Raw genomic sequence first — 22250 nt, 5'->3', positions numbered from 1 at the left:
TCATTAAGCCAGAGCAGCTTCAGTAGTTGTGGCATTTTTGGATAGTTGAGAAAAATACACGTCTTCCAGATCTGCTTCGATCATGTGAAAGTTAGCACCGGGAAGATTTTCACTAAACACTCGTATTACAGGTTTACCAGTTACGAACCTTTCGGAAATGACATTAAAGTGCTTTTTGTATTTTTCTATCTCATCCTTATTGACATACTTTTCCCAAACCTTTCCTTTTACAGTTTCTATGGCTTCAAGAGGTTTTGCTTTTAAAAGCACCTGCCCTTGATCTATAATTGCCATATTAGCACAAAGGTTTTTTATATCATCTACTATGTGTGTGGATAGAATCACAATGGTATTTTCGGCGATTTCGCTAAGGAGATTATAAAATCGGTTGCGCTCTACTGGATCTAACCCTGCAGTTGGTTCGTCCACAATTAAAAGTTTCGGTTTGTTTAAAAGCGCCTGTGCGATCCCAAATCTTTGTTTCATACCTCCGGAAAAGCTTCCGAGTTTTTGTTCTCGCACGTCATAAAGATTTACCTTCTGTAGTAAAGAATCTACGATAGCTTTTCGTTCTTTTGAATTGGTAATACCTTTAAGAATTGCCAAATGGTTTAATAACATCACGGGTGACAGTCGAGGGTATAGACCAAACTCCTGTGGCAAATAGCCTAACACTTTTCTAAGCTCATTTTTATTCTGAAGAATGTCTATTTCTCCAAGAGAAATACTCCCGGTATCTGGATCCTGAAGGGTGGCTATCGTACGCATGAATGTAGATTTTCCTGCACCGTTTGGTCCTAGTAACCCAAACATTCCTTTGGGGATGGTCAAGGATACATTCACAAGGGCTTTAACGCCATTATCATATGTTTTTGAAAGATCTGTGATGATTAATTTATCCATGTTTTGTCAATTTTGCTTAAAACTATAGAGGGAAAAACCATAAATTAAATTTTTGGTATAGACACATTGAGAAATGTGATAAACATCAAATTTCACAGAAATCAGAGAATTTGGCTATGTGTCAGGTCATTCCACCCCGAAAAATGATATTTCTATCCCAAAAAGTGTAGAAAATTTTAGGCATTATCTATTTTCGCGGGATGAGCCTTATCCAAAGACTGTTTAAAATTCAAATTCCCCGTTGGATAAAACCTACCTTTTACATTGGTACAACTATTCTAATCTTGATTTTTAATGATGCGTTTGGAGAAACCGACTCATTAATTATTTTTAGCCTGTTTTTCTTTTTACTAATGGGCGTTGAGGTTATTCGCTGGTTGTTTATTCAGACAAAATCTATTATTACACTAAAGAAAGAGAAGAAAGAGGTGGAGCTGCTGCACCTGAAAAGTCAGGTAAACCCACATTTTTTTTTCAATACCTTGAATAATTTATACGGCCTGGTTGAGCAGGATACTGTAAAAGCACAGAAGTTAATATTAAAGCTTTCCGAAATGATGCGCTATAGCATATATGAAGGTGGCAATGATTGGGTGACACTTGATGAAGAAATAACTTATTTGGAAAATTATCTTGAACTTCATAAAATGCGTTACCATAAAAGCATTGATATCCGGTTTAGTATCCATGTGACTGACAGGAGTAAAAAGGTTATGCCATTACTTTTTATAATTTTACTGGAAAATGCTTTCAAACACGGTGTGGAAAATCTGAGAAAGGATGCCTTTGTTCATATTAAATTAGAAGCAAATGATTCTGAAATTAATTTTGAGGTAGAAAATAACTTTGATACAGAAGAAATTACTGAAAAGCCTGGGATAGGACTTAAAAACCTGAAGCGCCGTTTAGAACTGGTTTATCCAAGAACGCATAGATTGGAAATAGGTGTTACAAAAAGCATTCATGAAGCTCAATTAACTCTAGAAATATGACAATTAACTATATCATCGTTGATGATGAGCATATAGCGCATGATATCATTAAGAAGTATTGCGATATGCTTCCCAATATGAATTTATTGAAAGATTGTTATGATGCTATTGAAGCACTCGATTTTTTGAATACATCGGCAGAGGTTGACCTAATTTTCCTGGATCTGAACATGCCCAAGCTGAAAGGATTCCAGTTTTTAAGGACCCTTCCTAAGAAACCGAAAGTTATTGTCACTACTGCTTACCAGGAATTCGCATTAGAAGGTTACGAATTGGATATAGTGGATTATTTACTGAAGCCATTTTCATTTGAAAGACTATTGAAAGCAGTGAATAAAGCATTTCCACAGCCTCCTGAAAAATCGACCATTCAGCAGAAAAAAGGAAAAATTCAGCGTATGTTTTTACGATCCGATAAAAAACATATTCAGGTGGCAGTTGATGATATTTTATATTTCGAAGCTTCCGGAAACTATACTAAAGTAGTTTTAAAAGAAGAGACGATCACGATCAGAGAAACTATCGCTAATTTAATATATCAATTACCTGAAAGCGATTTTATGCAGGTACATCGTTCCTTTATAGTTGCATTAAATCATATCAGAAGTATTGAAGGAAATCAAATAATTATTGCAGATCATAAGATTCCGGTCGGGAAGTTTTACAAGGAAAATGTGATTAGATTATTCAATGATTAAAATGGCAAGTATATCCAAAGCTTTTCTTGCATAAAGTGAACATTTTTCTCCTAAGATCTTAGGAGAGGTTAATGATCAAAATATGAAAATTGCTAATATTTTAGGCCAGAAAGTATCTTGGCATAACCACGCAGGTGAAAACGAACTGTTCTACATTATCAAAGGTTCGTTGTTAATAGAGATAGAGAATAAAGAAGCCTTTACCATGAATAAAGGTGATTTTTATGTTGTAAAAAAGGAGTAAACCACATGATTCCCTCTGAAGAGAAATGCCATATAATTCTAATTGAATCAAAAACGTGAAGCGAATCTATTTTATACCATAAATTTGAAAGTTTAATGTCCAAATTGGTGACCTTTATAAATCAAAATCTCAGAAAACTGCTGAGAACAAGGTAAAACAAGGAAGGTGTGCGTTCTGCCATCCCGACATAGAATGCCCGGTTAATCATTTGGTTAACCGGACATTCTTATTAGTAATGAATTACAAGAGTCTCTTATTCGGGTCTTATCCAAAATTGTTTCTTAATAACCATATACGGGATATGGCTTCATTAAACTCAAAATTCCCCGGGAAATAACTTACAGTATTATTGCTTTTGTCTTGATACTCCTATCAATAGATGTTGTAAACATCTGTTTATCTAAGCTATAGCTCCGGTACTTAATTAAACTTCCCTAATTTGCCTGATAGTTTATATTGAAAGAATTCCACCCGGTTTTTTGGTTTTCAATAATAAAGGAAGTTTCTAAAGTTGTCTAAATAAATGGATGAGATTTTAAATATAAACCTTGTATTCGTAAATTACGGGAGATAAATGATTCATTATGAAAGATAAATTCAGTGGTCTTAAAGCTGTATATGTTAATTGTACTCTTAAAAAATCTCCTACCAAAAGTCACACTCGTAATTTAATAGATGTTTCAAAAAACATCATGGAGTCTGAAGGAGTTTTGGTTGAGGTGATTCGATTAATAGACCATGATGTGCCTGCCGGAGTACAGCCAGATATGACAGAGAAAGCTTATAATAAGGATGAATGGCCAGAAATTTATAAAAAAATAATTGCTGCGGATATTCTTATAATTGGTACCCCAATTTGGTTGGGAGAACGATCTTCTGTAGCCTCTAAATTGATTGAACGTCTATATGCCATGAGCGCCTATCAAAATGAAAAAGGTCAATATGTTTATTATGGCAAAGCTGGTGGCTGTATAATTACCGGCAACGAAGATGGAGTAAAACATTGTTCCATGGGTATTTTATATGCGCTACAACATCTTGGATACAGTATTCCACCGCAAGCTGATGCAGGCTGGATAGGTGAAGTAGGGCCCGGCCCAAGTTATGGCGATACTAAATGGAACGGCGAAAAGAAAGATCCACCAGTAGGTTATGATTCAGAATTTACCAATCGCAACACCACTTTTATGACCTATAACTTAATGCATCTGGCAAAAATGTTGAAAGATCAGGGAGGCTATCCTGCCTACGGGAATTCCCGTGAGGAATGGGATGATGGCACGAGATGGAATTTTGAAAACCCTGAATATCGTTAGAAGTAAAAAGTTTTTTAGTAAAGCTCAAGCTTACTAAAATACAATCACATTCTTTCCTATACTTTTACCAGATTCCTGAATGCGGTGTGCTTCCTTAAGGTTTTCTACAGTAAATCCATTTAATTGCGTGGTCATGGTACTCATTAAAGTACCATCATCCAGCAATTCAGAAAGATGATTTAGAATTTTGTGTTGCCTTTCTATATCATCGGTCTTATGTTTAGGCCTTGTGAACATAAATTCCCATGAAAAAGTAACGCTTTTGTCTTTTAGTAGGTTCAGATTTAAAGGTTTACTGCTACCCGTAATAGACACAATATGTCCCTGAGGTTTTATCACTTCGGCAGCAGTTTCCCAATATCCTTCTAAATCTACAAAGTCCAGCACATAATTTACCTGATGGTGACCAATCTTTTTTAGCTCTTCTTTGAGGTCTTTATGATGATTAATCACAAAATCTGCTCCCATCTTCCTGCACCAATTCACAGTCTCTTCACGAGAGGCGGTAGCAATAACTGTAAGGTTGCCAAGTTTTTTTGCAAGCTGAATTGCGATGGAACCAACGCCACCGGCTCCCGCTAAAATCAAAACTGTTTTGCCATTATCTTTTTCTGGATCTATTCTAAGCCTGTCAAACAAGGTTTCATAGGCCGTTAAGCCGGTTAACGGAATAGCTACAGCTTCTGCTATACTGAGATTTTTAGGTTTATGACCAACAATACGTTCATCTACCAACTGATATTCTGCATTGCTACCGTCTCTGGTAATGTCACCTGCATAATAAACTATATCTCCCTTTTTAAATTTTGAAGCTTTATCTCCAACTTCTTCAACAATCCCCACAGCATCGTAACCAATAATTTTAGGATGTTCTAATTCTTCATCTTTTGCAGCATTTTGTCGTACTTTAAAATCAACTGGATTTACAGAATTCGCCAGTATTTTCACTAAAAGGTCATATCCCGACGGATCTGGCTTTTCTGTTTCAAATGCGACAAAACTATTTTCTTTCTCTATTGAGAGTGATTTTTTGAATCCTATTGCTTTCATATGCTACGGCTTTATATTTCTAAACATGGAATGTGTTCCAGGCTTATCTTCAAGATAAAAATTTATGATTAGAAAATAGCTAACAGTTCGTTATCGTTTTACACTATTCTGCATACCGAAAATTACTATTCTGTCAACTCTGTTAAAACCTGTTTGAATACTTCTACCGGTTGGGCTCCCGTAACAGCACTTTTTCTATTGAAAACTATTGTTGGTACCGAGTTCACCCCTAAACTTTTCCAATAAGCCTGTTCGTTTCTAACTTTTGTGCGAGCTTCTTCATTATCGAGTCTGATCAAACCTTCATCTGCATTCAAACCCACTTCAAATAGTGCTTGTTTCAAGACATCCCTGTTAGAAACATTTTTGCGCTCACTAAAAAAAGCCGTGGTAAGTCGCATTTTTAGTTCTGTTTGTTTACCAAACTCTTTAGCATAATCTAATAAAATATGGGCTTCAAACGTATTTACCATTCTCATCTCATCAAAATAATCAAAGGTAAAGCCAAGTTCTTTTCCAATTTCGGTCATGCGCTGCTGAGATTCTTCCTGCTGTGCTAATGTTGAGCCGTATTTTTCTGTAATATGCTCGGTTACATTCTGACCTTCAGCAGGCATATTGGGATTCAGTTCAAAAGGCTGCCATTCAATTTCAACCTGATCCTGGATACCCATTTCTGCTATAGCTTTTTCAAGTCGTTTATATCCTATGGTACACCATGGGCACACCACATCTGATATGATATCTATCTTTAATTTTTCTTTCATCTTGTTTTATAAAATTATTTAATTTCAATACTGAAAAACATATTCCTCCGAAATCAATACTATTTTATTTTCGTCAGGATACAAGTATCAGCTCATAAAATGTTTTGATTAGTCTGGGAATCATTGTTTGGAATTTTACATTTTATTATTGCTATACTGAGGAATAATAATCCCCGAGCCAGAAAGCAGGTTAGAGGATTATTAATAATGCCAATAGGGTATTAAGAGGTTGTTACATCTTCTTTATCCCATTCAAATTTTTTGAAAGCATCATCTACAGGGGTTTCAGCAATATGATTAGTATAATTGCTAATTACTTTTTGAGAAAGTCCTAAAATGATTTCCAGGAGCTGACGTTGTGTAAAGCCTGCATCAAAAAATTCTTTCAATTCATCCTGATTTATATTTCCACGGTTTTTCACTATAGAAAGGGTGGTTTCGTGCAAAGTTTGAAGTTTATTGGTAGGCATTTCCTTTCTATGGCGTAAAGCCTCAGTAATTGCCGAATCAACTTTCATCATATTTGCAATTCCTGTATGTGCAGGAACACAGTAATGACATTCATGTTCTACATTTATAGTTTGCCATACCACGGTTAGTTCTTCGTTATTGAAAGATGAATTTTCAAACAGTTCATGCAATCTTTGATAGGCATCCAGGATTCCCGGAGCTTCAGCTAATACCCCGTGCAAATTAGGGATCATTCCGTATGCTTTCTTCGACTTCTCTAAAAGTGCTTTACTTTCTTCTGGTGCACTTTCGATATTATGAATTTTTAATGTACTCATTGTTTTAAATATTTATAATTAATAATTGTTTTAAACTTTTTTATTTTAATCCTTCCAGTTGTCGGCTAAGTTCTGGACGTATTTATTAAAGGTTCCTTTTCTGAATTTTTTGTACAGTAATTGAAAATCTTTATCTGATAAATAGTTCTTAAAAGAAGGGTTCTCATTTTCCAGAAGTTTCCTGAAATCGGTTGAATTTCCAGATTTTCTGGCTGATTTTCTCAGTAATTTCGTTAGTTCCCTCCCTGTCATGATTTCATTACCAATTTTATAAGTCTTTTCAGATCGCTTAGACGCCCTTAAAAACTCACGATAGTGGAAGTTTTCTTTTTCAATTATTTTTCCGGTAAAATCCGACAGAGAATTATAGTAGGACTTAGATCTATCCATTTCAGGTGTGGCATGATAGGCCACGGTATAGGTTTGAGCCTGTAAGGAAAAGGAGATCACAAATAATACGAGTGTGATAAATTTAGTTTTCATGTTATAAAATATTTTAATGGATAATTTTTTATCTAAGCATACGCTTAGTTTATGGTTAAAAAAAGGTTATATCGATTTAAAGGTGGTTTCTATAAAGTCTTCCAGTTGTTTTTTATTTAGAATTCTGGAGCCTATAGATAAACCCAGGATAGAGGTCATCAAAAAATTAGCTTCTTTTTCTACCAATTTCATAGTTTTATTCTTTTCCTGTTTCAAATTATTCAAGAATAATTCTCTTATTTCTTGTGTGAATTTCATTAATTCCACCTGAAGCTCTGGTTTTGCTTTATTTCCTAATTCGCTTACAGTATTACAAACCAGGCAACCTTTGTTATTTTCATTCTCTCTGGTGAATTCTAAAAAATCATAAAAAAACGCTTTAATACCCTGCACTCCGTTATTAGAATCCCTGAGTTTATGTCTAATATTATTTAAATGTGCTTTATAGACTTTTATGCTTTCCAGAAAAACACCATTCTTACTGCCAAAACTGGAATAAATTGAAAATTGATTAATTCCCATTTCTTTTTCCAACATACGTACCGAGGTAGCTTCATAACCATTACGCCAAAAAAGATCCATTGCTTTCTGGATAACATCTTCTTCTCTATATTGTTTGGTTCTAGCCATAATCTTTAAATACAATACAAAGCTAAGCACTTGCTTTGAAATGAAAAAAGATTTAGGATTTAATTAATATTTCAGAGAATTTGATTTTTTTAAAAGGAGGAAGGATTTACTCCAGATACTGTTTGACCTGTAGGAAATTAGAACGATCTTCGGTTAAAACCAGAAGGATATCATTCCGTTCGAGTACAGTTTCACCTTTTGGTGTGATAAAATTATTGTTGCGGGTAATCATAGCAATAATGGCTCCTGTGGGAATTTTAAGATCTACAATTCGTTTTCCTATGGCGATACTGCCTTCAGGAATTTCAATCTCCTGTAAGTGGGATTTACTCTCATCCATTAAAATTTTATCCACCGGGGATAATTTTTTTTCTGAACTTGGCAATGATACTTTAAGCCAGTGGGCAACAGCTGCGAGACTGGTTCCCTGGATTAATACAGAGGTTAGGGAAACAAAGAAAACGATGTTAAAGATCAAATTTGCTTTTTCTATTCCGGCAATTAAGGGATAGGTAGCAAAAACGATGGGAACGGCCCCCCTTAACCCAACCCAGGAGATATATAGTCTTCGCTTGAATTTCATTTTAAAGAAACTCAAACTGAGCAAGACCGCGATGGGCCTGGCTACGAATATAAGAACGGCTGCTATGGCTACTCCAATCCCAATTACCGGTACTACCTGGGAAGGAAAGACGAGTAAGCCAAGTGTAAGGAATAATACTATTTGCATGAGCCAGGCCAGGCCGTCAAACATTTTAATTATGGTATTCTTATGAATCAAATTCTGGTTACCAATATAAACTCCACATAGATAAACGGCTAGAAATCCGTTTCCACCAATGGCATCTGTAGCTGAAAAAGTGATAAACATAAGCGATATTACTAAAACGGGATACAGACCTTCAAAGCCAAGTCTAATTTTATTGATCACGAGCTTGCTGAGGTACCCAAATCCAAAACCGGCAATACCTCCAATTAATATTTGTTGAAAGAAGACCGGGACAATACTCCAAACAGAATCTTGAGGATTCATCACAAGGCTTAAGAAAGCGATGGTTAAGAAATAGGCCATGGGATCGTTACTTCCACTTTCCAGTTCCAGGGTGGGTCTTAGATTGGAACGTAAGGCCAGATTTTTGGATCTTAAAATAGAAAAAACGGCAGCGGCATCTGTGGAAGAAATTATCGCACCCAGAAGTAATCCTTCCATTAAAGAAAAATCGGTGATCTGCCAGGCGAAAATACCGATACATAAAGCTGTTATAAGTACTCCAAGGGTTGAAAGTGCTATTCCCTGCCAGAGTACGGGTTGAATACTTTTCCACCTTGTATCCAGTCCACCCGAGAATAATATAAAGTTAAGGGCTACGATCCCAATAAATTGAGCTATATCGGGCTTATCAAAGTAAATTCCTCCAAGACCTTCAGAACCGGCAAGCATTCCTACCGCCAGAAATAAAAGTAATGTGGGAACCCCAAAGCGGTAAGAGGTTTTTCCTGCTAGAATACTAATGAAAAGAAGAAAGGAACCAATAAGTAAAATATTCTCAATCGTAATATCCATCAGTTATATAGCCTAAAGTTCAGAACAAAAATATTATTTTAAATGAAGCTAACGAGGTAAGTCCTTAGTAATATTATAAGCTTTTTAGAATTCAAGTGATATATTAGTTTTCGCAGCGATTAGTGACCAGTGAAAATAAATTGCAAAAAAAAGCCCTGAGGTTATTCCCAGGGCTTAAGGTTAGTATTGAATTAGAAATTTTTAGTTATTATAAAGATAAAGAGAAGATGCAGCTGCAAGATCATTGCTTACATCTGGTACTATATTTCCTGTTAAGTCAAGTGCATTAGAGAATGCAAGTACTTTACTATTTCCAACTTCAGAAATGAATACCGTATTGGTTTTGTGATCGTATGCAACATCAATAGGGTTACCCAAAAGTGTAGCTAAACCAGAAACCCTTGTTTGATTGCTCATTGCAAAACTACCTCCGTCTGATACCGCATCCAGCTTAGCACTGAAATCCTGGATGATCTGGAATCCGCCATCTGTGGTTGCATTAGCAGCATCTCCAATATCGGTCAGGACTAATACATCATCAGCTTCACTGTAATCAATTCCGTGAGTTCTTACGATTCCTTCCACAGTGATCCTTTTGTCTGCAGTGATAGAACCGTCCATGTCATTATCAAGAAAATCATTAAAAACGGCGATATCGCTAGATCCGTCTACTACTGCTATAAGGTCTCCACCTTTAAAGGTAATTCCCCAAACATTAAATCCTGGATCTAAGGTATTTTCTAAAGTAAACGAAGAACCATCATAAGAATATACATAGAACATATGCATGTCATTATCAGCAACTACTACTTTGTCACCAAATACTGCAATTTCTCTTGGGCTCATTAGATCAGCATCACTGGTGAAATTGGCGGTTACTGAACCTCCATCCATAGCGCCCGAAAAATCACCATAATATTCCAGCATCATTCCAGATCTGGAAGCCTGGATTACCGCATCGTTAATTGCGGAGTAAAAAATTCCTTCAGAAGCTGTAGATTCTGTCATCACATTTTTTATCAGGGTCCCGTTAGCATCGTAAACACTAATATTTCCATCTGAATTATTTGTAACGTAAAGTTCAGTTGTAGTATTTGCGGTAGCCATACCAGTATTTCCATCGGTCTCATCACTTGAGAAATAGATAGAAGAGGCAGCAGCAAGATCCATCGTGTAAGAAGGAGCAAGATCACCACCATCACCTATGGAGGTATAACCAAGGACCTTTCCGTTTCCTATCTCAGAAATATAAACAGCATCTTCTTCAGAATCATAAGCTACATCAATTGGATTTCCTAACATGGTAGAAGGTCCGGCTACACGAGTCTGCATATCCAGACTTAGAAGATCACCGTCAGACAATGCGTCAAATTTTGATGCAAAATCGTTAATAACGTGAAAACCACCGTCATCAGTTGCGTTGCCCGCATCACCAATATCGGTTAATACCATTACATCGTCAGTTCCGTCATAGGTAAGTCCATGAGTTCTAACGATTCCTTCAATGGTAACTCTCTTAGATGGTGTCATCATTCCATCTGTTAAGTTAGATTCAAAATCATAGAATACTGCCAGATCACTACTGGAGTCTACCACGGCATAAAGATCTTCTCCTTTAAAAGTGATTCCCCAAACCGGGAATGGAACTTCAACAGTATTCATTAAAGAAAATCCATTTCCATCACTTGAGTAAACGTAAAATTTATTAGAGCCATTATCTGAAACGACATAAGTTGAACCATTTACGGCTAATTCACGTGGACTTTCAAGATCTGCTGAACTACTGTAGGCAGGAGAAACTGAAACATCTTCAGTTAATGTACTAATATCTGAGTATGCATCCAGGCGAAGATCAGATCTGGACGCCTGAACCACTAGATCGTTGGCAGCATCGTAATAAATACCTTCAGCTGCAGTAGCATCTGTAGTAAAAGTTACCAGAGAATCTCCAGTGACACTGTATTTACTGATGTTTCCATTTTCATTATTAGTAACATAAAGCTCTGCTCTTCTTCCGGCTTCAACTTCACAAGGCTCACAGGAACCTCCACAATCTACTCCGGTTTCATCTCCGTTCATCATTCCATCGTCACAGGTTGCCATTTGGGGCATATCATCTTCCTGCATAAAATCGTCATCATCTGAACATGATGGCAACAGGAAGGCGAATAAGAAAGCCATTCCCAAATGAGTAATCTTTAAATTGAATTTTTTCATAATCATAATTTAATTGGTTTATAGGTGTTCGTGAAATTTACGGGGCTTAGAAGGCACTGGATGTGAATGAAATGACAAATCTGGGTTAAAAGCTCTTAAACACGTAGGGAAATCAGCTGATTTCGGGTGGGTGGATAGGATTGATTTGCATTGAAAAATTATAAATAATATTCTGTAGATCTCTAATTTATAGTAGATTATATTTTAATTATCGAAATAATCTTAAAGTAATATGTAAATAAAACTTTACATATTTAAAAAAACATATATATTTGTAAAACAAACTTTACAATTAATCAAATTAATTTTACTTATGGATGCAAAAATGAATCACTGTAAATCTCAGAAAAAGCAGGTTAAAAATTTAGCTATCTGGACTGTTGCCTGGACATTAAGCGTTGCCTTAGCCACTTTTGGAGCTAAATTCCTGTGGGATTATAACAATACCTGGACTGTTCTGGCAATTTTAATTTCTACTGTTACAGGAGGAGGAATGATATGGTCTAATATCAGGTTTTTAATGGCTCTGGATGAACTTCAAAGAAAAATACATATGGATGCCATGGGGATCGCTCTAGGTATTGCTTTAGTTGGAGGGATTAGTTATTCCATGCTAGATACTTCGAATGTGATTGCTCAGGATGCAGAGATATCTCATCTAATTATACTTATTGGATTAAGTTATATGGCTGCTATTTTAATTGGAAATGCGCGATACAAATGAAGAACAGACTTAAAGTATTACGTGCCGAACATAATTTGACCCAGGCACAACTGGCAAATGAAACCGGAGTTTCCCGACAGACCATCAACGCTATTGAAAAGGGTAAATTTGATCCCAGTTTACCCCTGGCGTTTCGATTTTCCAAACTATTTAAGTTGAAAATTGAGGAAATATTTCAGGATGAGTAATAAAAAGCCGGAAATATATTTCCGGCTTTTTAATATCAAAAACTTTTCTGGTTCCTAATAGTACACTAGTTTTCAATTAATCAATTATTTTTCATTCTTTTGTAGGTCTCTAATCTTGAATTAAAGATAGATAAGCTTCATATCTAACAAACATGACCTCTAAATCAAATTCAGATAAGATTGGTTTCTTTTCTAAACTAAAAGGATCGGCCACGCAGTTTACCGGGCTGGCGTTAATTTTTCTCATTTTTCTTTTTATTCTTAGTGGAGTGGAAGTAGGCCTAGCTTTTGCAAATCATACTGTTAAGAGTGACTTTCTGTCTCTTTATTTATGGAGTTGCTTTGAAGATTTAAAATTGTTTTTTAAATACTTATTTCCTGTTTATCTTCTTTTTTCTGTCTTATACTTTCTAATTCCAAGACTTGCCAGGATTATTTTTATTGTCTTTAGCATTGTTTTCTTTCTGGCGCAACTCGTATTGATATTCTATTTCAACACCAGTCTTTTAATGCTGGGAAGTGATCTTTTTGGATATTCCCTGGATGAAATCATGCAAACGGTAGGAGCATCGGGTACCCTAAGCTTACTACCAGTTATCACATTTGTATTAGTAATTGCAGGCCTGCTAAGTGCACTTATATTCCTTCCCAGAAAAATGCGTACGGGAAGTATTGCCTCATTTGGATTAATCTTATTTTCCCTTGGATTTTTAGTAGTTGGGGCTTCTGAAAAATTAAATGCTTCAAATCTAAGTTCAGATTTTGAAAACAATATTGTTAAGAATAAATCTCAGCATTTCTATTCTGAAGCTTATGATTATTTAAATCCAGATTTATTTGAGACCGATATCTATGCTGAAAGTTATATTGGAGAATTCTTTTCAAAATATGCCACTGCAGAGCCAATAGAATATCTGGATGATCCCAATTATCCATTTTTGCATAAAAAAATAAAAAGCGATGTGCTTTCTCCATATTTTAAAACGAAGGAGAATAAGCCTAATATCGTAATTATTCTTGTAGAAGGGCTGGGCAGAGCATTTACTAACAGAGGTGCGAATTTAGGTAATTTCACGCCCTATCTGGATTCTCTTTCTAATAAAAGTCTTTACTGGCCAAACTTTTTAAGTAACGGGGGGCGTACTTTTGCCGTTCTACCATCTTTACTTGGTTCTTTGCCATTTTCAGAAAATGGCTATTTAGAGATGCAAGAAAAGATGCCAGATCAAATATCTCTTTTAAATCTATTAAAAAAGAATGGCTATAAAACCTCCTTTTATTACGGAGGAAATTCAGAATTTGATAAAATGGGGATGTACCTTAGAAAAAATCGCATTGATCAAATTATTGATGAAGATGATTTTCCTGCTTCCTATAAAAAAATACCTGCTTTGGCCTCCGGCTTTACCTGGGGTTATGGTGATAAAGAACTTTTTAGATACTACCTTGAAAATAATTCACCGGGAAAAAGTAAGGATCCTAGATTAGATGTTTTATTGACTGTGAGTACTCATAATCCATTTATAATTGCTGAAACTGAGAAATATACTCAGAGATTTAATGATAGAATGACTCAATTAGGTTTTATTGAGAACAAAAAGCAGGAGTACAGAAATTATACAAAACAATATACCAGTATTTTGTTTACTGATGATGCGATAAAAAGTTTAATAGAATCTTATAAACAAAAAGACGATTTTGAGAATACGATCTTTTTAATTACCGGAGATCACAGAATCCCTGAAATCCCCATGATTTCTAAAATTGATCGCTATCATGTACCATTGATCATTTATTCCCCATTAATAGATCGTCCTTCTAAATTTAAATCTATTTCTTCTCATTTTGATATCGCACCAAGTTTAATCGCTTTTCTGGAGAATAACTATGATATTCCCGCACCGGAGGTAAACAGTTTTGTTGGACGCGGACTTGATACTACAAGAAACTTTCAAAACATCCATCAGATACCTTTAATGCAAACCAAGACAGATCTTGTAGATTTTGTGCTGGGAGAATACCATTTAAATGGGGATGACCTTTATCGCCTAACACGAGACTTTCAAGAGCAACCAGTGAATGATCCTGCAAAAGTAGAAGAATTAAAAAGCGAATTTAATCAGTTTAGAAGAAGAAATTCAGAAATAGGAAAGGGAAAGAGAATTCTGCCAGACTCAATAATTAATAAGTACTCTATCAACTAATTAGTTAATTAATAGATTCGGAATAATTGTTTAAAATATTGGTAAGTAACGGCCTGTAATATTTCCAGAAAAAACTACTGCGTTCCATCGTGTTTCTTTCATCATAGAATAAACCTTTAAAGTAGCCTATACCACTAAAATAAGAACTCGTCATTTTAACCTGATTATCTGCAAAATCACCTGAAAAATAGTAAAAGGTATAGTCATTCTCAACATGTTGCGTTACCGCGGGAAAACTTGAAGGGATGCCAAATTTTTCCAATTCTTTAAGTCCACTTGAATTTGCATCGATCTTAAAACTGGAGACCACAGTATTTGTTTTCTTATTAGGTATAACTATATCAAACCAGAAAGGATATTTAATACTTTCAGGAAGCGAATACGCTTCTTGAAATTTTGGATTGGTTAGAATATATGGCACGTCAACATTAAGATGCGTTTCATTTTCAAGTATTACTACTTCATCCCTGTTATTTACAAAAGCGATTCCAGATTTCTTAAAAGGCCATTTCCCATTATGCGTGTTTTTATAATTTCTTACCAGCCAGTTAGGGATCTCTTTATTTTCTTTAAGATTTAGATTATCAAAATATCTTGCGGTCCAACCAGTCCACTTTAATTGAAACATATCTTCAAAACGAGATCGGTTTTCATAGGCAGTAGGAGAACCAATGGTATTGAATTCAGAAATGATCAATTTACCCTTTTCTTTCATTAACTGAAGTAGTTCAATATCCTCATCGCTCAAACCACCGTAAAGGATTCCAGACCGTTCTTTATCATCGCCCTGTTGGAACCATTCATTGTTATAAATGCCGTAAGTATCGGTAAAATAGGCCATATCGGCATCATTGCTAAGCTGGTCCAGTTTTGAAGACGAAAAGCGCTCCAGCCCCTGCAATCTAAATTTTTCATTCTCTTTCGGGAAAAAACCGAAATAATCATGAGCCACCTTATAAGGCTTTTTAGAGGTTTTAGTGTATTTTTCGTGATTGAGAACCCAATTAAGAGAAATATGTTCCTGCCCACTGGTAGTAAGAACTGTCTTGTCTACTATGGCTATAACCAACTTTGTGTTTGGCGTTATTAACCAGATCATCCACATAATTAGTGGGGTCGCTAATAGTAATAGTAGAACTCCTAATAAGATATTTTTTCTCATCTTAGAATTTTTTGAAATATCCTATACCCACAGATAATTGGTTACCTCGCGTTTCCGGTGCATATTCCTGATCTTCCAGCTCTGCATTTATAAAAAATACATTGGTGCTTTTTACAGACATACGATAACCTACCGAGATATTGCTCGATTTTAATTTATACGGATCCTGAATTAAAATGTTATTGGTATTATCATCAGGTGAAATACCGGTACCTACTCCAAAACTTAAAAAGTCATCTGCCCCGGCAATATAATAGCGCACGTTTAAAGCATAAGAATGAGATATATTTTGGTCTCCGGGTGTTAAATAAGTCCTGGCATTAAGCCAGAAATTACTGATGTATTTTCCAACGGAGGCTGTATAGATCCAGGTTTGGTCATCAAAACTAAGCATTCTAAAACCTACTTCGCCTTCAAAGGCAGCAGGGAGGTTGGCATACAAAGAAGCACCAACCCTGTAATTAGGGAAAATACTACCGCTGCTTGCAATTCCACCACTAAGATATGCGTAAAAAGTATCGGAAATGCTAGGGTAAGCATCCAGAACAAACTGGGTTCCATTAGAAGCAAACCTGTTAGCATAATTCAATCTTCCTATGATAGACCCTATTTTTGTACTTCTGGAATAGTCTACACTGACGAGATGCCACGGATCGTCGAATCGGTTTTCGAAATGAACAAATTCATAATCAACTCCTACCTGGTTTTTAGCTGAAACATTACGAATAGATTCTCCCAATGATCTAGCTTCGGTAAGTTTTGGATTTATTTTTAAAAGCTGGTTTAAGGTATTGGAAGCTTCAGAATATTGCTGAAGATCTTTTAAAACCCTCGCTTTTAACAAAAGTAGATCTTCAGATTTTGGATTTGCAGCAATACCACCATTTAAAATTTCCAATGCTTTTTCTGAATTATCATTCCAGTATTCCAGGCTGGCGTAGGCAAGGGAGGCATCTTCGTACCCGGGGTTTTCTTCCAGAACACGTTTAAAAGCTGCTCTGGCACTATCTACCTTATCTGTCCAGGTATATAGTCTTCCAAGGAAGATCCTAACATCTGCATAGCCCGGACTTTTATCTAAAGCTTTAAGGGTTAATTCTATTGCCTTAGGATAGTTGTCTTCATCAAAAGCGGCAGTCCTGGCTTTCACAAATAATTCATCGGTAGTAAGTTCTTCATCCTGTGCAATGGCCGATAGTGAAAATAAAATGAAAAATAAGGCTAATAAAGGGGATGTAATTTTCAATTTCATAAATAGGGCTTAATCAATAGAACATTTATTAGATACTTAAGATTTGAATTAAGTAGGTTAAAGTAATTTTCAAATTATAAATTTCAATGTTCTAAAGTGGATGCAATATAATAGCTTTAAGGAAATTGTGTGGAAAATAGCTATAAATTTTACTTACCAATTTATTGGAAATAAATTCTAAAAAATTAAAACCAATTATAGTATTCTTGCGTAAGTTTTAATTGATCATGCAAAAAATAAATAATTCTACATATTCTTGTCGAAAGTTTTTTCTTACCTAAAATAGATATTTAACTGGCTAAAACGCTAATATAAGCCATAAAGTGCTTAATTTTCATATGGGTTTAGTATATTTCTACGTAAATAATTTCGAATGAGGAAGGTCCTGGTAATTCAAGAGGATATCGTTATTCTAAAAATACTTGAAAGACTCGTGAACTTAAATGGCTTTCATTGTAAGGCAATTAGATCGCTGGACGCTCTTACAATTGAAGATCAACAGACTAATTTCGATTTTATTATAACAGATATTTTGTTTGAAGGAATAGCCCCGCTTCAGTTCGTTGCTCAGGTGCAGGAGGTTATACCTCACAAAAATTTGCTAGTTGTGACCAATATGGGCCAGGATAAGATTAAACAGGAAATATTTGCTTTGCGAGGTATTACAGGCTTCTATGCAGTGCCTATAGATCTTGACGAAATCGAAGCTATTATACAAGCCTACCGATGAATGAAACAGTACTACTTTATTTTATAGGTATCGTTTTTTCGGTTCTGGTAATTTATTGGATATCTATTGCCATTAGCCTTATATATAGGAGCAGAAGAACCTATAGGCTGACCAAAATAGAACATACTTTTGCAGATATTGTAAGTCGTTATTTATATAATGATCCTGAAAATCCATTAAGCTTACATGAAATCACAAGGATTCTTAGAAATGTAGGTATTAAACCAGAGAATAAAAATAACATCCAGTTCCTCATACGACTCATGATTCGTACTCAGGGTACTATTCTGGGAAGTAATTTTTCGAAGCTACAGAAATTATATGCCCAAATTCCTCCCTACGGAGTTTCTGTAAAGAAAATTTCAAGCTTGAACTGGTATAAAAAGGCTAGAGGAATTCGAGAGATCTATGAAATGAATCAGTCACAGTATTTCGAGGAGATTTTCAAATATAGAAATGACAGAAACATTTATGTAAGAAGAGAAGCCCAGATCGCTTTAGTTGTATTTATGGGCTGGGAGAGCCTCAGATTTTTGCCTTATCTGGAGCGTAATGTAACCTTATGGCAACAGATTAAGATTGTTGAAAAACTCTACGATCGTTATCCTAAACCAGAATTAAAATGGTTGCATAAGGCATATAAGACTGAAAAATTGTTTGGTAAAAAACTCTTGATGCGAATTATCAGGAAGTACTTATTGCATGGGGAAATTGGTTATATTATTGATAATTTAAATCATGATGATTACGAGGTACGCGAAACGGCAATCTATTGCATTCAAACTTTTGCCGTAACTTCATCTACCATGGCCTATATCAAAGAGCTATATGAAGATATTCCAAATGCTACACAGCAAGGGCAGTTATTAAACTATATTTTTGAAAATTCAGACATAGATCTTGATTTTTATCTAAAACAACTATATGGTACTAATGATGATCTTAAACTTAGTGTCGCAGAGATATTATGGAACAATGGCTATAAAGAAAAGGTTCAGGAATTCTATTATCAGCAGTATCCAAAATCAGTCTTAAATGTGGGATAGTGCTGAGGGCTTTTTTGGAAGCTACTATATCTATTGGATAAGTGTTTTCTTATTCATTGGCTATGGAGCCAGCCTATTAACCCTCTATTTAACAGGAATCCTACTGGCGCGAAGATCAATTAAAAGAACAAAGCAACGATCTGTATTTTTAAGAGCAGAAGATATTGTAAGTGCTACAGATATTCCTTCGGTCACTGTAATTGCGCCGGCGTATAATGAGGGTCTCACCATTATTGAGAATGTAAAGTCATTACTTTCTATTCAATATCCTTATTATGAGCTAATTCTGGTTAATGATGGAAGTAAAGATGATTCCCTGAAAAAGCTCATTGATGAATTTGAGCTTGAACAACAGGATGCTACCTTCATTACGCAGCCAATTCCAACCGCTTCAGTAAAATATATCTACCGAAGTAAAAAACGAAAATATACTCAGCTTACTGTAATCGATAAGAATAATGGGGGAAAAGCAGATGCCATTAATGCAGGTGTAAATTTCGCCAATACAGAACTGGTAATTTTTACAGACGTAGACTGTATTATAGAACAGGATGCTATTCTTAAGATGGTACGCCCTTACCTGGAAGAAGATGATAAAGAGATCATTGGTTGCGGAGGAGGTGTTGGGATCGCAAATGATTCTATCATAAGAAATGGGATTCTAACCGAATTGAGATTGCCCTCAAGATTGATTCCTATGACCCAGGTGGTTGAATATATTCGTGCATTTTTACTGGGAAGGATGGCCTGGAGCGAGATCAACGGACTCATGCTTATTTCTGGTGCTTTTGGGATGTATCCAAGAAAAAGAGTGATTGAAGTTGGCGGATTTAATCCAAAAACGGTTGGGGAAGACCTTGAATTGTGTATCAGACTAAGAAAGCATATGGAAGAGAAGAAAATTCCATATAAAGTAGTATACCTCCCGGAAACTCTTTGCTGGACAGAGGGTCCTTCAGATTATAAAATACTGGTCATGCAACGGGATCGATGGGCACGTGGTTTATGGGAAACCATGAGCCTTCATAAAGACCTGCTTTTCAATAAAAAATATCGGAAAATGGGTTTTTTATACTACCCGTACTGGCTAATTTTTGAATTTGGAGCGCCAATCGTAGAGTTTATGGGGGTAATTTGTATGATCGCCTTTACCTTTTTTGGATGGATCAACTGGTCTTTTGCGATATTATTATTTTTTGCGGCCTATCTTGTAGGTTGTGTGTTTTCTACGATCGCTATTTTTATGTACATAAAGAGTTTTAATCACTATACAAGACCAAAACAAATAGTAGAATTGCTGCTTGCGGCCTATCTGGAACCTTTTTTATATCATCCTATATTATTGTTCGGCCAAATAAAAGGATATTATAAAAAGCTATTTGATATCACCTCCGGATGGGGAAATATGACAAGAAAAGGCTTTAAGGTCTCAAAATCGCAACAATCTTAAAATAATCCTGTTATTCTATTTTGAAGTAAATTTGAATAGAACATACTCCCGATATCATGAATTTTAGAAACATTATTATTATTCTTTTTCCCTTGTTTTTATTTTCACAAACAAAGGGTACAGTACCCACAGAATATGGTGAAATCGCTTATCAAAAGTTCGGGAGTGGAGATCCTGTATTAATTATCAATGGTGGTCCGGGAATGAATAGTAATGGATTTGCGCCTTTAGCAGAAATGATCTCTGGAAATAATACCACTATCATTTATGATCAAAGAGGTACTGGAAAATCTGTCTTGAAAGAATTGAATGCTTCTAATATAAGCATTGATCTTATGGTGGAAGATATCGAGACTCTAAGAAAAAATTTAGGTTATGACCAATGGATCATCCTTGGGCATTCGTTTGGAGGAATGTTAGCCTACGCATATGCAGCAAAATACCCTGCAAAGGTAAAGGCTATGATCCAGTCTCATAGTGGAGGAATGAGTTTAAGAAATGTTGGTAGCTTCAACGTTATGAATAGGCTTACCGAGGCTGAAAGTGACAGCCTGGTACATTATTTCGCGATGATGCAAACCACCCCGGGAAATCCTCGATTTGAGAAAAAGAGAGCTTATTTTATGGCGAAAGCTTATTTAAATGGAGATGAACATGAAGAGGCCATAGCAGAAAGATTAATGCAGGTGAACCGGGATCTAAACAGGTTGATCTGGGACCAAATGAGATTAGATAATTTTGACAAAACTGCTGAGATGAAAAATTTTCAGAATAAGGTTTTGATTCTTCATGGGTTACAGGATGTGGTTCCCGTTGCGGTTGCGGAAAAGGCACATCAAATTTTGCCAAATTCTCAATTGATAAAGATGGAAGACTGTGGCCATTATGGTTGGTTAGATCAGCCAGAAATTATTTAAAAGAGGTTAGGGAATTTTTGAAGGCTAATGCTATTTCTGTAAACTAAAAGAGTTATTTAAGGAACATGAGAAAGTAATAGTATGAATTTAGCTAACATAGACGGGAAAACAAAACTTGCCAATGGACTTCAAATGCCTTACCTGGGTTTGGGTGTTTATAAGGCGGAAAGCGGAAAAGAAATTAATTCAGCTATAAAATGTGCATTAAGTGCAGGATACAGACTTATAGATACTGCTGCATTCTATGCTAATGAAGAAGGAGTAGGAAAGGCAATTCGGGAGAGTGATATCCCAAGAGAAGATATCTTTGTGACTTCCAAAATTTGGATAGAAGATCAGGGAGCTCAATCAACCAGAAAAGCATTTGAAACGAGTCTCAAAAATCTGGGGATGGATTATCTTGATTTATACCTTATTCACTGGCCTGTTCCTGGAAAATATCTGGAAAGCTGGAAAGTGATGCAAGAACTTTATGAAGAAGGAAAACTAAAAGCGATAGGAGTCAGTAATTGTTTAATTCATCAATTAGAAGACATTAAAAAAGTAGGAGGTGTGCAGCCAATGGTTCTTCAGAATGAATTTCATCCAAAACTCATACAGCAGGATGTCGTAAATTATTGTCAGGAAAACAATATTCAGTACCAGGCCTGGTCGCCTTTAATGCGCGGTGAGATCCTTGATAATGCCTTGATTAAGGAGATTGCTGAAAAGTATAAGAAATCTATAGCACAAATAGTACTTCGCTGGGATCTGCATAAGGGAGTAGCAACAATACCTAAGAGTGTGCATAAAAATAGAATTATTGAAAATGCTGCAATTTTTGATTTTGAACTCACTGAAGATGAGCTGAAATCTATAGATTCGTTAGAAGATAATACCCGTACCGGGGCGCATCCAGATCACTTTATGGAACATTTTTCTTGAT

22 protein-coding genes are annotated in these 22250 nt (G+C 35.6%); 12 read left to right on the top strand and 10 right to left on the bottom strand.

Features of this window, described 5'->3' with window-relative positions:
• Positions 1-3: 3 nt before the first annotated feature.
• On the bottom strand, positions 4-903 hold the full coding sequence (locus BLT95_RS05320) for an ABC transporter ATP-binding protein (protein WP_089665092.1): 900 nt from the start codon (positions 901-903) through the stop codon (positions 4-6).
• A gap of 200 nt (positions 904-1103) precedes the next feature.
• Here BLT95_RS05320 and BLT95_RS05315 point away from each other — a divergent pair, with 200 nt between their 5' ends.
• The 4 genes from BLT95_RS05315 to BLT95_RS05300 all read left to right on the top strand — a co-directional run bounded on the left by BLT95_RS05315 (position 1104) and on the right by BLT95_RS05300 (position 4153).
• Positions 1104-1895, top strand: a complete 792-nt coding sequence (locus BLT95_RS05315; protein WP_089665091.1) for a histidine kinase — start codon at positions 1104-1106, stop codon at positions 1893-1895.
• Positions 1892-2593, top strand: coding sequence for a LytTR family DNA-binding domain-containing protein (locus BLT95_RS05310; RefSeq protein ID WP_089665090.1), 702 nt, complete (start codon positions 1892-1894; stop codon positions 2591-2593). The genes BLT95_RS05315 and BLT95_RS05310 overlap by 4 nt, the downstream gene beginning before the upstream one ends.
• Before the next feature lie 82 nt (positions 2594-2675).
• Positions 2676-2837, top strand: a complete 162-nt coding sequence (locus BLT95_RS05305) for a cupin domain-containing protein (protein ID WP_089665089.1) — start codon at positions 2676-2678, stop codon at positions 2835-2837.
• Positions 2838-3421: 584 nt separating this feature from the next.
• Positions 3422-4153: a flavodoxin family protein gene (locus BLT95_RS05300; RefSeq protein WP_089665088.1), complete on the top strand. Its 732-nt coding sequence runs from the start codon at positions 3422-3424 to the stop codon at positions 4151-4153.
• A 33-nt stretch (positions 4154-4186) separates the two neighbouring features.
• On the opposite strand, the gene BLT95_RS05295 is transcribed toward BLT95_RS05300, so the two are convergent.
• From BLT95_RS05295 to BLT95_RS05265, 7 genes are all read right to left on the bottom strand, one after another.
• Entirely contained in the window at positions 4187-5203 is a 1017-nt protein-coding gene (locus tag BLT95_RS05295; protein WP_089665087.1) for a zinc-binding alcohol dehydrogenase family protein, read from the bottom strand.
• A 125-nt stretch (positions 5204-5328) separates the two neighbouring features.
• Entirely contained in the window at positions 5329-5970 is a 642-nt protein-coding gene (locus BLT95_RS05290; RefSeq protein WP_089665086.1) for a DsbA family oxidoreductase, read from the bottom strand.
• A gap of 221 nt (positions 5971-6191) precedes the next feature.
• A complete protein-coding gene (locus BLT95_RS05285) occupies positions 6192-6758 on the bottom strand; it encodes a carboxymuconolactone decarboxylase family protein (RefSeq protein ID WP_089665085.1) in 567 nt (188 codons plus the stop codon).
• A gap of 45 nt (positions 6759-6803) precedes the next feature.
• A complete protein-coding gene (locus BLT95_RS05280; RefSeq protein WP_089665084.1) occupies positions 6804-7241 on the bottom strand; it encodes a hypothetical protein in 438 nt (145 codons plus the stop codon).
• Positions 7242-7307: 66 nt separating this feature from the next.
• Positions 7308-7871, bottom strand: a complete 564-nt coding sequence (locus BLT95_RS05275; RefSeq protein WP_089665083.1) for a TetR/AcrR family transcriptional regulator — start codon at positions 7869-7871, stop codon at positions 7308-7310.
• 106 nt (positions 7872-7977) lie between these two features.
• On the bottom strand, positions 7978-9435 hold the full coding sequence (locus BLT95_RS05270) for a potassium/proton antiporter (protein WP_089665082.1): 1458 nt from the start codon (positions 9433-9435) through the stop codon (positions 7978-7980).
• 201 nt (positions 9436-9636) lie between these two features.
• On the bottom strand, positions 9637-11652 hold the full coding sequence (locus BLT95_RS05265; protein ID WP_089666854.1) for a hypothetical protein: 2016 nt from the start codon (positions 11650-11652) through the stop codon (positions 9637-9639).
• A gap of 313 nt (positions 11653-11965) precedes the next feature.
• Between BLT95_RS05265 and BLT95_RS05260 the strand changes: the two genes are divergently transcribed.
• The 3 genes from BLT95_RS05260 to BLT95_RS05250 all read left to right on the top strand — a co-directional run bounded on the left by BLT95_RS05260 (position 11966) and on the right by BLT95_RS05250 (position 14768).
• Positions 11966-12376, top strand: a complete 411-nt coding sequence (locus BLT95_RS05260) for a hypothetical protein (RefSeq protein ID WP_089665081.1) — start codon at positions 11966-11968, stop codon at positions 12374-12376.
• Positions 12373-12564, top strand: coding sequence for a helix-turn-helix transcriptional regulator (locus BLT95_RS05255; RefSeq protein ID WP_089665080.1), 192 nt, complete (start codon positions 12373-12375; stop codon positions 12562-12564). The genes BLT95_RS05260 and BLT95_RS05255 overlap by 4 nt, the downstream gene beginning before the upstream one ends.
• A gap of 152 nt (positions 12565-12716) precedes the next feature.
• The gene (locus BLT95_RS05250; RefSeq protein ID WP_089665079.1) at positions 12717-14768 is read left to right on the top strand and encodes an LTA synthase family protein; all 2052 of its coding nucleotides are present in this window, start codon (positions 12717-12719) and stop codon (positions 14766-14768) included.
• Between the two features lie 4 nt (positions 14769-14772).
• Here the strand turns inward: BLT95_RS05250 and BLT95_RS05245 are convergent, their stop codons facing one another.
• Both BLT95_RS05245 and BLT95_RS05240 read right to left on the bottom strand, forming a co-directional pair.
• Positions 14773-15930, bottom strand: a complete 1158-nt coding sequence (locus BLT95_RS05245; RefSeq protein ID WP_089665078.1) for a hypothetical protein — start codon at positions 15928-15930, stop codon at positions 14773-14775.
• Between the two features lies 1 nt (position 15931).
• Complete coding sequence (locus BLT95_RS05240; protein WP_089665077.1) at positions 15932-17182, bottom strand: YaiO family outer membrane beta-barrel protein; 1251 nt, start codon at positions 17180-17182, stop codon at positions 15932-15934.
• Positions 17183-17555: 373 nt separating this feature from the next.
• On the opposite strand from BLT95_RS05240, the gene BLT95_RS05235 reads away from it, so the two are divergent.
• The 5 genes from BLT95_RS05235 (at position 17556) to BLT95_RS05215 (ending at position 22249) form a co-directional block, all read left to right on the top strand.
• Positions 17556-17912 (top strand): response regulator, encoded by a 357-nt coding sequence (locus tag BLT95_RS05235; RefSeq protein ID WP_089665076.1) that lies wholly within the window; start codon positions 17556-17558, stop codon positions 17910-17912.
• Positions 17909-18958: a hypothetical protein gene (locus BLT95_RS05230; protein ID WP_089665075.1), complete on the top strand. Its 1050-nt coding sequence runs from the start codon at positions 17909-17911 to the stop codon at positions 18956-18958. Before BLT95_RS05235 ends, BLT95_RS05230 begins: the two co-directional genes overlap by 4 nt.
• On the top strand, positions 18948-20408 hold the full coding sequence (locus BLT95_RS05225; protein WP_089665074.1) for a glycosyltransferase: 1461 nt from the start codon (positions 18948-18950) through the stop codon (positions 20406-20408). Before BLT95_RS05230 ends, BLT95_RS05225 begins: the two co-directional genes overlap by 11 nt.
• A 56-nt stretch (positions 20409-20464) precedes the next feature.
• Complete coding sequence (locus BLT95_RS05220; RefSeq protein ID WP_089665073.1) at positions 20465-21325, top strand: alpha/beta fold hydrolase; 861 nt, start codon at positions 20465-20467, stop codon at positions 21323-21325.
• Between the two features lie 81 nt (positions 21326-21406).
• Complete coding sequence (locus BLT95_RS05215) at positions 21407-22249, top strand: aldo/keto reductase (protein WP_089665072.1); 843 nt, start codon at positions 21407-21409, stop codon at positions 22247-22249.
• Position 22250 lies beyond the last annotated feature (1 nt).

The sequence above is a fragment of the Gramella sp. MAR_2010_147 genome (assembly GCF_900105135.1).
In the GTDB taxonomy this organism is placed as follows: domain Bacteria; phylum Bacteroidota; class Bacteroidia; order Flavobacteriales; family Flavobacteriaceae; genus Christiangramia.
This window is presented reverse-complemented; position numbering and strand designations above follow the sequence as displayed.